This is a genomic window from Planococcus sp. MSAK28401 (assembly GCF_018283455.1).
In the GTDB taxonomy this organism is placed as follows: Bacteria; Bacillota; Bacilli; order Bacillales_A; family Planococcaceae; genus Planococcus; species Planococcus alpniumensis.
In genome coordinates, this window is the sequence record NZ_JAAMTH010000001.1 from 980,296 (window position 1) to 992,547 (window position 12,252).

A 12,252-nucleotide genomic window follows, 5' to 3' on the forward strand; every position below is an offset into this window, starting at 1 on the left:
AGGAAAAGAAGGCAGGCAGGTATAGTGAACATAAGGTTAATTAATAGACTATTCCGACTTTTAATTCGTGAACCCAAGGAGGGGATTCCCCATGTCGTTTGGAACAGCAGAATATCAGGGGCGTATCAGAAAAACAAAGCAACAGATGGCGGAAAAAGGTATTGAAGTGCTGCTCATCACCGACCCTGCCAATATGAACTATTTATCGGGCTATGATGCTTGGTCGTTTTATGTCCATCAAATGCTCATTGTCATTGAAGATGAAGACCAGCCCTTGTGGGTCGGGCGGATCATGGATGCGAATGGCGCCAAGATTACAACGTGGCTTTATCACGACAATATCATTCCATACCCTGAGATTTACGTGCAATCACAAACGCACCACCCGATGGATTTCGTAGCGGAGATCCTGACGCAGATCGGGCAGGACCGGCGTTCAATCGGCGTCGAAATGGAGAATTATTATTTTACGGCAAAATGCTACGAACGCTTGCAAAAAGGATTGCCGAATGCCCGTTTCCAAGATGCAACGCTGCTGGTCAATTGGGTCCGGCTGGTGAAGTCGGATACCGAAATTGCCTATATGAAACGCGCAGCTCGTTTTTCGGAAAAAGCGATGGCAGCAGGAATCGAGATGATTGCAGAAGGCGTGCGGGAATGCGATGTGGCGGCACGCATACTTGAAGTTCAGGTAAAAGGCACGAAAGAACACGGCGGGGATTACCCGGCAATCATGCCGCTGTTGCCGACAGGGGAACGCACCGCCGCGCCTCATCTGACATGGACCGATAAACGCTATAAGCAAGGGGAATCGGTGACCGTGGAAATCGCGGGCTGCTATAAACGCTATCATTCACCGCTGGCACGCACCGTGTTTATCGGGACACCAGATGCAGAACTGCAGCATCTTGCAGAAGTGACGACAGAAGGCATCAACGAATGCCTCGCGATGATCAAGCCGGGCATTTATTTGGAAGAAATATGTGCGACGTGGACCAAAACGATTGCCCGCTATGGCTTTGAAAAAGAAGCGCGCATCGGCTATCCCGTAGGATTGAATTACCCGCCGGACTGGGGCGAGCATACCGCAAGCATCCGCATGGGCGACCGCACCATACTCGAGCCGAACATGGCCTTCCATATGATTCCAGCGATGTGGTTCGATGATTCCGGTTTTGAAGTGAGCGAAACCTTCCGCGTGACGGAATCGGGCTGTGAAACGCTGGCGAATATGCCGAGGGGCTTGTTCACGAAAGGCCATTTAATCGGCTATCAGGGCGGGGCATGATCATTGGCAATTAAAAACTGAAAGCATTAAAAAATTTGAGGAGTGAGTTCATGACAAACAAAAAAATCCATCAATCCACACAAGCGGTCTGGGGCGGAGAAAAAGATTATCTGGCACACGGGGCATCGCAAGTACCGGTCGTCTTGAGCGTCGCCTATACGTATGACGATATGGATGAATGGTACGACGTCGCGATCGGCAAGAAGAAAGGACATATTTACGGGCGTAATACGAACCCTACGGTCCAGGCATTCGAAGACAAAGTGAAATTGCTAGAAGGCGCAGAAGCGGCGACCAGCTTCTCGACCGGCATGGCGGCCATCAGCAATACGCTTGCGACCTTCCTCGTGCCGGGCGACCGCATCGTGTCGATCAAAGATACGTACGGCGGGACGAACAAGATTTTCACGGAATTCCTGCCGCGCCAACAGATTGACGTCGCGCTCGTCGATACCGGAGACCATGAGGCGATCGAAGCAGAACTCAAAAAAGGCTGCAAGATCCTTTATTTGGAGACGCCGACCAATCCGACTGTCAAAATCACGGACATTGCACGTATGGCAAAAGCAGGTCACGCAGTAGGCGCGCTGGTCATCATCGACAATACTTTCGGCACGCCGATCAATCAAAACCCATTAGAAGATGGTGTCGACCTCGTGTTGCACAGCGCGACCAAATTCCTCGGGGGACACGCGGATGCACTCGGCGGTGTATTGGTCGGATCACATGAACTGGTCGAACAGGTTTATCATTACCGCGAAATCAATGGCGCGACGATGGATCCGATGGCGGCCTATTTATTGCTCCGGGGCATGAAGACCTTGCATTTGCGCATCCGTGAACAAAGCAAGAATGCTATGGTTCTCGCCAAGTACCTACAGACAAAAGACATCGTCGAAGACGTCTTTTACCCAGGGCTCGAGACGCATCCGAACCACGATATCGCGAAACGCCAGATGAAAGGCTTCGGCGGCATGCTGAGCTTTTCCGTAAAAGGCGGCGTCGACACTGTGCGTGACCTGCTGCCGAAACTCGAATACGCGAACCGTGCCGCAAACTTAGGGGCGGTCGAAACGACAGTCGGCCCGGCACGTACGACGAGTCATGTAGAGTGCACGCCGGAAGAACGCGCCGCGATGGGCATCCCGGAAGGCTTGATCCGCGTCTCGTGCGGCATCGAGGAAATCGAAGACATCATTAACGATTTTGAGCAGGCATTCCAGCACGTCGAAACGGTGATGAACGTCTAATCAGAAAGCCGGGTGAACAACATGCAGGACAAAGATGAACTTCTGAATGCAGCGGAAAAGATGAGCGGAAAGTTCAGCGAATGGCGGCGGACGCTGCATCAATTTCCGGAGCTGAGCTTCCAGGAATTCGAGACAGCGGATTTTATCGCATCGGTTTTGGCGACGATCGATGGCATCACAGTCAACCGTGGAATCGGCGTGCAGACGAGCGTGATCGCAACGCTCGGAACCGGGCAGGAACCGATGATTGCGCTGCGTGCGGATATCGATGCCTTGCCGATCGACGAAGCGAATACATGCGCTTACCGGTCGAAAATCCCAGGGATCATGCACGCCTGCGGACACGATGCGCATGCCGCCATCTTGCTCGGAGCCGCTTCGCTTCTTGCGGACTACTTCCGGGACAAGCCATTGGGCGGAACAGTCAAGTTCATTTTCCAGCCCGCAGAAGAAATGATCGACGAAGAGTCCAGGTCAGGCTCACCGTATCTGTTGGAAGCGGGTGCTTATGACGGCGCGCAGCTGGCGATTGCGCTTCACATGTGCCCGTGGCTATCGGTTGGGGAAGTTCAAATGCACGACGGCATCAGCATGGCGAACGTCGATGTCTTTCATGGCTCGATCCTGGGAACTGGCGGCCATGGTGCGTATCCAGAACTCGGCAGCGACCCGACTTGGATGCTCGGCCTCATTTTGCAGGCGCTGCATGGCATCGTGCCGCGGAAAGTATCCGCACTCGAACCCGCGGTCGTCAGTGTCGGGCAAATCCATGCAGGAACTGCCAGCAATATCATCCCGCACGAAGTTCAAGTGGAAGGCACTGTGCGAAGCTATTCAGCCAGCACGCGTGATCTGCTCGAAATGGAAATCCGCGATGCATTCGCACTCGCGAAACATCTGGGCGGCGATTATTCCTTCCATTACCAGCGGGGAGAGCCTGCGTTAATCAATGATCGGCATGTGAATGAACAGATCACAAAAGCTATCCAAAAAACGGATCCATCTATAAAGTTCATTCATCAGGCGTTCGGCATGGGAGGCGAAGACTTCGCTTATGTCACGCAACAGCTGCCGGGGGCGATGTTTTTCCTCGGCTGTTCGCTGGATGACGGAATCGAGCGTGATTTGCATACGCCGCATTTCGATGTCGATGAGCGCAGCCTGCCGCTTGGAGCCGCCATATTAGCCAATGCGGTAATCGGCTTTTTCACGCAAACAGGTTGGCAAGGAGAACAGGAGGAGCAGCATGACACATAAACTGGCATTTATCGGATTCGGCGTCGTCGGCCAAGGGCTCGCGGAAATCCTGCAAAACAAACGGCAAAGCCTGAAGGAGCAGGAAGGTTTCGAGGCGAAAGTCGTCGCGATATCCGATTTCAAGAAAGGCTCGTTATACCATCCGGATGGGCTCGATCTCGAAGCGGTCTTGGACGCTGTACAAAAGACCGGAAGTTTGGAAAGCTACCCGAAAAAAGAAGGGCTCGTCACGGGCTGGAATAGCCTTGAGACGATTCGGCAATCGAACGCTGACACGGTGGTGGAAGTCTCCTATACCGACGTGAAAACCGGCCAGCCGGCAATCGACCATTGCCGCGCAGCTTTCCAAAGCGGCAAGAATGTCGTCATGACTAATAAAGGGCCGGTTGCGCTCGCGTATCAGGAGCTCTCGGCGTTGGCAAATAAGCACAATGTCTCCTGGGGCTTTGAAGGTACGGTCATGAGCGGGACGCCTGCCTTGCGGATGCCGAAACTAACGCTTGCCGGAAATGACATCACTGAAATCCGCGGCATCTTGAACGGCACGACCAATTTTATGCTCATGCGCATGGACGAAGGTGAGACTTATGAAGCAGCGCTCAAGGAAGCACAAAAGCTCGGCTATGCAGAAGCGGACCCGACGAGCGATGTCGAAGGGTTCGATGCGCGCTATAAGATTGCCATCCTTACGCAGCATGTCATGGGTATGCCTTTATCCGTCGAAGACATCGAATGCACAGGCATTTCGAAAATGACGCCGGAACTGATCGAACAAGCACGCGTTGAAGGCAAGCGCTGGAAGCTGATCGCTTCGGCAAAGAAAGAAAACGGGCTGGTTTCAGCGAAAGTCGCGGCGGAAAAAGTGCCGCTGGATGACCCCCTTGCTGGTGTTTCAGGAGCATTCAATGCCATCACTTACGAGACCGACCTGCTAGGGCCGGTCACCTTGAGCGGCGCAGGAGCAGGCAAAACAGAAACCGGCTTTTCCTTGCTCATCGACTTATTGACGATCGCGAAAGCCAGGAAAGCGGTGCGGTCATGAAAGGAGGAAGAATAGATGGCAACACATGTTGAAGGACGGAAAATGTTTTTGGCAGGTGAATGGGTAGACGGAAAACAATGGATCGATGTCATCGATCCTCAAGATAGCACGCTTGTCGACCGGGTGCCTGCCGCAACGAAGGAAGATATGGAGGCGTGCATCGAGGCAGCCAAATCAGGCGCACAAGTTGCTGCGCGGATGCCGGTCGTTGAACGCATGCAAATTATCGGGAAAGCAGCGGATTATATCGAAGCAAATGCAGAACACTATGCGCGCACCATCTCTAAAGAAAGCAGCAAGACCATTCGCGAAGCGCGAAAAGAAGTGGGCCGGGCAGTTGAAACTTTGCGCTTGAGTTCAGAAGAAGCGAGGCGCATCACCGGTGAAACGATTCCGTTCGACCAATCGCCCGGCGGAATCGGTAAAGTCGGCTATTATCGGCGCTTTCCGCTCGGCATCATCGGGGCAATCACACCGTTCAACGATCCGCTGAACCTGGTAGCGCATAAAGTCGGCCCAGCGATTGCATCGGGCAATGCCATCATCGTCAAACCGGCAACTGTCACGCCGCTCAGCGCGCTGTTATTGGCGCACGCCTTTTCGCACGCCGGGTTGCCGGAAAAAATACTTTCCGTCATTACCGGAAGAGGTGGGGAAATCGGAGATGTATTAGTCGAACATCCCGCCGTCCGGATGATCAGTTTTACCGGAGGCGTCGAGACCGGGCTTGCGATCACCAAAAAAGCAGGGCTGAAAAAAGTGGGCATGGAACTCGGATCGAATTCGCCGGTCATCGTCCTACAAGACGCCGATTTGGAAGATGCGGTGGCATCAAGCGCTTCCGGCGCGTTTTGGGCAGCTGGGCAAAACTGCCTCGGCGTACAGCGGGTCTATATCGAAGACCGCGTATTCGATTCGTTCAAAGAACAATTCGTCGAGCAAACTGAACGCTATATCGTTGGCGATAAGCAATCCGAAATGACGGATATGGGTCCTTTGATCACGGAAAAAGAAGCGCAGCGCGTCGAACGGCTGGTTGCGGAAGCGCTGGATAAAGGCGCCACACTCGAGACTGGCGGCGAACGGGACGGTGCATTTTATTCGCCGACTGTGCTCACGGATGTGCCAGAAGACTGTGCGCTCGCAGCAGAAGAAATCTTCGGCCCTGTCGTATTGCTCTATCGAGTGGCTGATTTGGATGAAGCGATCAAACGGGCAAATGCCGTCGATTATGGGCTGCAAGCCGGGATCTTTACGAAAAATCTCGATCACGCCCATCGTGCGATCGAAGAACTCGAAGTTGGCGGTGTCATGATCAACGACAGCAGCGATTTCCGCATCGATGCCATGCCGTTCGGCGGTGTTAAGCAATCAGGGCTTGGCAGAGAAGGCGTTAAATTCGCTATCCAGGAAATGACCGATACGAAAGTGGTCTGTTTTAAATTGGGATAGCTGAAGGACGAAGCGCATAGCAGATGAGCTATGTGCTTTTTAATTGTTATAGCGTACTAGGTAAAATTGGACCTTTAATAAGACAGAGAATAGGTGGAATGCTTTTATACCGTGTGAAAGCGGATACATATAGAATATCTGTGACGAATTGTAAAATATCATTATTAATTATCGTTTTATTCATTGAATTCTGAAAAATGTCCTCTATAATAAAGAGAAACTCAAATCAGCCGGAAAATTATTTCCTGGCTGTTGGCTAGTCACTCTTCCGGGCCGGTCAAATTCATTGAGTGCCCTGTGAATCCAAGGAGCAGATACATAGAAAAGAAAGGATAGGATACGTATGAAGAAGGATTTGCGCATCAAGAGTAAGGTTTTCAGCGAAGGACCGATGAAAGCCCCGAACCGGGCCATGCTGCGGGCGGTCGGAGTGACAGATGAAGGCTTCGAGCAGCCAATGGTCGGCATCGCGAGCACATGGAGCGAAGTCACGCCCTGTAATATACATATCGATGAATTGGCGAGAGCCGCGAAAAAAGGCGCTCAAGGAGCCGGGGCTGTCCCGTTTATCTTCAACACCATCACCGTTTCTGACGGAATTTCGATGGGCACGGAAGGCATGAAGTATTCACTATCGAGCCGCGACGTCATCGCGGATTCCATTGAAACTGTTGTCGGTGCGGAAAGCCTGGACGGGCTTGTGGCAATCGGCGGCTGCGATAAAAACATTCCCGGCTGTTTGATTGCCATCGCCAATTCCGAAGTGCCGGCCGTATTCGTCTACGGCGGCACCATCGCAGCAGGGCGCTATAATAGCCAGGATATCGACATCGTTTCCGTCTTCGAAGGCGTCGGCCAACATAATAACGGCACCATCGACGATGCGGCGCTGCGCAAAATCGAATGCAGTGCATGCCCTGGCGCAGGTTCATGCGGCGGCATGTATACGGCGAATACCATGGCGTCAGCAGCTGAAGCGATGGGCATGAGTTTGCCTGGAAGTTCTTCGAATCCGGCAGTGTCTGAGTACAAGGAAGCGGACTGTGAAGCTGCAGGTGCTGCAGTGCATAATCTGCTGGAGCTTGGCATCTATCCGAAAGACATCATGACCAAAGAAGCGTTCGAAAACGCCATCACGGTCGTCATGGCGCTTGGCGGATCTACCAATGCCATCCTTCACTTGCTTGCGATTGCACACGCTGCGGAAGTGGATTTGACGATCGATGACTTCAACCGCCTTCAAAAAACGGTTCCACATATTGCGGACCTGAAACCGAGCGGCAAATACGTCATGCAGGACCTCCACCGCGTAGGAGGCGTTCAAGCTGTCATGAAGGTGTTATTGGAAGCGGGCTATTTGCATGGCGATTGCATGACGGTCACCGGAAAAACTGTCGCACAAAACTTGCAGGAAGCACCGAGCCTGACAGAAGGGCAAGACGTCATCATGCCGTTCGACAATCCGAAACGAAAAGACGGCCCGTTGATCGTCCTGAAAGGCAATCTATCTCCGACAGGCGCCGTCGCCAAAGTGTCCGGCGTCAAAGTCAACCGCCACACAGGACCAGCCCGCGTCTTCGATAATGAAAAAGAAGCGACTGCAGCGGTCATGGCGAACGAAATCAACGATGGCGATGTCTTGGTCATCCGTTACGTTGGCCCGAAAGGCGGTCCGGGCATGCCGGAGATGCTGTCGATTTCAGCGATCCTCGTCGGAAAAGGCATGGGCGAATCCGTTGCGCTCCTGACCGATGGAAGGTTCTCGGGCGGCACGCACGGCCTGGTCGTCGGACACATCTCACCGGAAGCGCAGTCAGGCGGCCCGATTGCCTTGCTCAAAGAAGGTGATATGGTGACGATCGATTCGGATCTGCAGGAAATCTCCATGGACGTTTCCGAAGAAGAACTTGAAAAGCGCAGAAGCGAATGGGTCGCACCACCGCTTCACCGCAAAGGCGTTCTCGGCAAATACGCGCATAATGTTTCCTGTTCTTCCAAGGGAGCCGTCACGGATTATTTGAACCGATAATTGAAATCAGCAGCGCCGATCCGGGCATAGAACCGGATCGGCGCTGCTTTTAAATCATGCAGGAATTGGAAAAGGGCTGTCCTCAAATGAGAACAGCCCTTTGTTTATTAGGTAACAATCATGTGTTTTGACTTAAATATTAACCCGTAACGAACGGGGAATCATTTCCATTGAAAGTGTTTGCTTTCATTGCCGCGGTAATAGTTCCACTGGGTGCTTTAAACTTAAGCAACGTAAACCCTACCTTCTTTTACGTCCTTGCGATCCTGTAATCGCGCCAGTGTGAATAAGTATCTTCAAAAACATTGCGTAGAATGCCAGTCATCAAAATTTATATGTTACCTCGTAGTTAACTCTGAATACTATCTCATATTTTTGGGTATATGTCAATGATAGGGCCTATTCGTGAATTCATTATCTTATAAAATAAGAAATTTGATGTATAATGATAGTCATTACCGTGGAAGAAGGGGATTTTTGTGGAAACGCGTTATGCAGATGATAGCTTGGCATTACATACCGATTTATACCAAATCAATATGGCGGAAACCTATTGGGCGGATGGAATGCACGAACGGAAAGCGGTTTTTGAATTGTTTTTCCGGAAATTGCCATTCGGCAATGGTTATGCCACATTTGCGGGGCTTGAGCGAGTACTCGATTATTTAAAAAACTTCCATTTTTCGGAAAGTGATATTACATATTTACGAGATGAACTCGGTTATCAAGATGATTTCCTTGATTATTTAAAAGAAGTTCGCTTTACAGGAGATGTCTATTCAGTCGTCGAAGGCGAGCTTGTTTTTCAGAATGAACCGCTGATTCGCATCGAAGCGCCTCTTTTGGAAGCGCAATTGGTCGAGACGGCATTGCTTAATATCGTCAATTACCAAACCTTGATTGCCACCAAAGCGAGCCGCATCAAACAAGTCGTTGGCACAGAACGCGTCATGGAATTTGGCACACGTCGCGCACAGGAAATGGATGCAGCGATTTGGGGCACCCGTGCCGCATATATCGGCGGCTTGGAAGCGACGAGCAATACACGTGCCGCCAAATTATTTGGCATTCCAGCAGCCGGCACACATGCCCATTCCATGATTCAGGCCTATAAGGACGAATATGAGGCGTTCCATGCATATGCAAAGCGCCATCGTGAATGTGTCTTTTTGGTCGACACATACGATACCTTGAAGTCTGGCTTGCCCATCGCCATCCAAGTGGCGAAGGAGCTCGGGGACAAAATCAATTTCCGTGGCATCCGCCTAGACAGCGGCGATATCGCCTTTTTATCGAAAGCAGCACGTAAAATGCTCGATGAAGCAGGGTTCCCTGACACCGAAGTGGTCGTTTCCAACGATTTGGATGAATACACGATCCTCAACTTGAAAGCACAGGGAGCACGCGTCGATGCATGGGGAATCGGGACGAAGCTTATCACTGCCTATGACCAGCCGGCGCTAGGCGCGGTATATAAACTCGTCTCGATTGAAAACAGTGCAGGCGAAATGGAAGACACCATCAAGATTTCCGGCAATGCGGAAAAAGTGACGACGCCCGGGTTGAAAAACGTTTACCGGATTATAGATAGGGAAAATGGAAAATCAGAAGGTGATTACATCACGATGCACGACGAAAACCCGGCTTCTGAAGAACGTTTGAAAATGTTCCACCCAGTCCATACATTCGTCTCGAAGTTCGTCACCAACTTCGATGCCGTCAATATTCATCAACAAGTCATCAAAGCAGGCCAAGTCGTCTACGAAAACCCGCCGCTTGAGGAAATACAGAAGTATGCGGTAGGAACGCTCGATTTGCTTTGGGAAGAGTACAAACGGTCACTTAACCCGGAAGAATACCCGGTCGATTTAAGTGAAAAATGTTGGAACAATAAAATGCAGAATATCCAGGAAGTACGGGAATCGGTTCAGGAATTCACCAACAAATAAGGGGGATCCATATGTCGACATTACAACAGCAGATTATCAATGAATTGAAGGTAGCACCTTCCATTAATCCACAGGAAGAGATCAAGCGCACGGTCGAATTCCTCAAAGAATACTTAAAGCACCATTCATTCCTAAAAGGTTTTGTGCTCGGTATTTCCGGCGGGCAGGATTCGACGCTTGCCGGCAAACTGGCACAAATGGCCGTTGATGAACTGAATGAGGAAACAGGCGACCAAATTTATAGTTTTTACGGTGTGCGCCTGCCATACGGCGTCCAAGCCGATGAGCACGATGCTCAGGATGCCATCAAATTTATCCAGCCGACGAAAGTCTATACCATTAACATCAAAGAAGCTGTCGATGGCAGCGACCGCGCGCTAGAGGCGGAGGGCATCAAGCTGACCGATTTTGCAAAAGGCAACGAAAAAGCGCGTGAACGCATGAAAGCCCAATATTCGGTGGCGGCAATGCACAATGCGGTCGTGCTCGGTACTGACCATGCAGCTGAAGCGATTACCGGTTTCTATACGAAATATGGCGATGGTGCGGCTGATGTGGTGCCTTTGTTCCGGTTGAACAAGCGGCAAGGACGTGAAATGTTGAAGGCGCTCGGCTCACCGGAGCATTTGTATACGAAAGTACCGACAGCCGACTTGGAAGAAGATAAACCGGCCATTCCGGATGAAGTCGCGCTTGGCATCACTTACGAGCAGATCGACGATTATCTGGAAGGCAAGGAAATTGCCGATGATGCGCGTGAAAAACTGGAAGGCTATTACTTGAAAACCCAGCATAAACGCAATCTGCCGGTGACGATCTTCGATGACTTTTGGAAAAATAATTAAATAAGATCAGTGGGCGGGAAAAGCATGTGCTTTTCCCGTTTTTTTATTTTAAGCGGCAGTTCAAAGGAATCCGTTAAACCGGCCTGCCGTGATGGCTCAGTTGAGTTATCGCCTGGAATCCGATATGATGGCAGTAAGATTGTGATAATTCAAAACCTTTTTCACTTATATGGGAGGAACCGATATGAAAGCGACAGAACGATTAGGAAAAGTCATAGATAATATCGAAAAAGTGATTATCGGGAAACGTGAAATCGCCGAGTTGAGTTTGGTCGCTTTGTTATCGCACGGCCATGTTTTGCTTGAAGATGTTCCAGGTGTCGGTAAGACAATGCTTGTCCGGGCGCTGGCAAAATCAGTTGGAGCGGATTTCAAGCGCATCCAGTTCACCCCGGATTTGCTGCCTTCAGACGTAGTGGGTGTCTCCATCTACAACCCGAAAGACATGCAATTCCATTTCCGGCCAGGCCCAATCATGGGCAATATCGTCTTGGCGGATGAAATCAACCGAACGTCACCAAAAACGCAGTCCGCATTATTGGAAGCGATGGAAGAGGCGTCGGTCACGACAGATGGCGTGACGATGCAGATCCCTAAACCATTTTTCGTCATGGCGACACAAAACCCGATTGAATACGAAGGAACCTATCCATTGCCGGAAGCGCAATTGGACCGCTTTTTGCTAAGAGTGAAAATGGGTTATCCGACGCGGCAAGAAGAAATCGAAGTATTGACACGTTCCCAGTCGATTCCGCCAATCGAAGAACTTGAATCCGTGTTGACGCTGGAAGAATTGCTCAAATTGCAGGAGGAAGTGCGGACGATTCGTGTGGACGAGACGATTCGTACCTATATTGTAGAACTCGCGACCCAAACCCGCCGCGATCCTTATGTTTATCTTGGTGTCAGCCCGCGCGGCTCGATTGCCTTGATGAAGGCAGCTCAAGCCTATGCCATGCTCAAAGGGCGTGATTATGTCACTCCGGATGATATCCAATATTTAGCGAAATTCGTCTTTGGCCACCGTATTATGCTCCGTTCGGAAGCCCGCTATGACGGCATTACAGCCGAAGAACTGACAGAGCGCATCATTGCCAAGACGCGTGTTCCTGTACAAAGGCTTGTGAATCAATGAAGCGG

9 protein-coding genes are annotated in these 12,252 nt (G+C 51.0%); all 9 read left to right on the plus strand.

Annotation, left to right across the window (positions count from 1 at the left end; translation table 11 throughout):
- Positions 1-91: 91 nt before the first annotated feature.
- Positions 92-1,288, plus strand: coding sequence for a M24 family metallopeptidase (locus G3255_RS04975; protein WP_211653568.1), 1,197 nt, complete (start codon positions 92-94; stop codon positions 1,286-1,288).
- A 50-nt stretch (positions 1,289-1,338) separates the two neighbouring features.
- On the plus strand, positions 1,339-2,538 hold the full coding sequence (locus G3255_RS04980; protein WP_211653569.1) for a cystathionine gamma-synthase family protein: 1,200 nt from the start codon (positions 1,339-1,341) through the stop codon (positions 2,536-2,538).
- Positions 2,539-2,559: 21 nt separating this feature from the next.
- Positions 2,560-3,795 carry a M20 metallopeptidase family protein gene (locus G3255_RS04985; RefSeq protein ID WP_211653570.1) on the plus strand — a complete coding sequence of 412 codons (1,236 nt, stop codon included), beginning with the start codon at positions 2,560-2,562 and terminating at the stop codon, positions 3,793-3,795.
- Positions 3,785-4,837 carry a homoserine dehydrogenase gene (locus G3255_RS04990; protein WP_211653571.1) on the plus strand — a complete coding sequence of 351 codons (1,053 nt, stop codon included), beginning with the start codon at positions 3,785-3,787 and terminating at the stop codon, positions 4,835-4,837. Before G3255_RS04985 ends, G3255_RS04990 begins: the two co-directional genes overlap by 11 nt.
- A 15-nt stretch (positions 4,838-4,852) precedes the next feature.
- Positions 4,853-6,289: an aldehyde dehydrogenase family protein gene (locus tag G3255_RS04995; RefSeq protein WP_211653572.1), complete on the plus strand. Its 1,437-nt coding sequence runs from the start codon at positions 4,853-4,855 to the stop codon at positions 6,287-6,289.
- Positions 6,290-6,632: 343 nt separating this feature from the next.
- Complete coding sequence (ilvD, locus tag G3255_RS05000) at positions 6,633-8,318, plus strand: dihydroxy-acid dehydratase (protein ID WP_211653573.1); 1,686 nt, start codon at positions 6,633-6,635, stop codon at positions 8,316-8,318.
- Positions 8,319-8,797: 479 nt separating this feature from the next.
- A complete protein-coding gene (locus tag G3255_RS05005) occupies positions 8,798-10,267 on the plus strand; it encodes a nicotinate phosphoribosyltransferase (RefSeq protein ID WP_211653574.1) in 1,470 nt (489 codons plus the stop codon).
- An 11-nt stretch (positions 10,268-10,278) separates the two neighbouring features.
- Complete coding sequence (nadE, locus tag G3255_RS05010; protein ID WP_211653575.1) at positions 10,279-11,112, plus strand: NAD(+) synthase; 834 nt, start codon at positions 10,279-10,281, stop codon at positions 11,110-11,112.
- Between the two features lie 184 nt (positions 11,113-11,296).
- A complete protein-coding gene (locus G3255_RS05015) occupies positions 11,297-12,247 on the plus strand; it encodes an AAA family ATPase (protein ID WP_211653576.1) in 951 nt (316 codons plus the stop codon).
- The last annotated feature ends 5 nt before the right edge of the window (positions 12,248-12,252 follow it).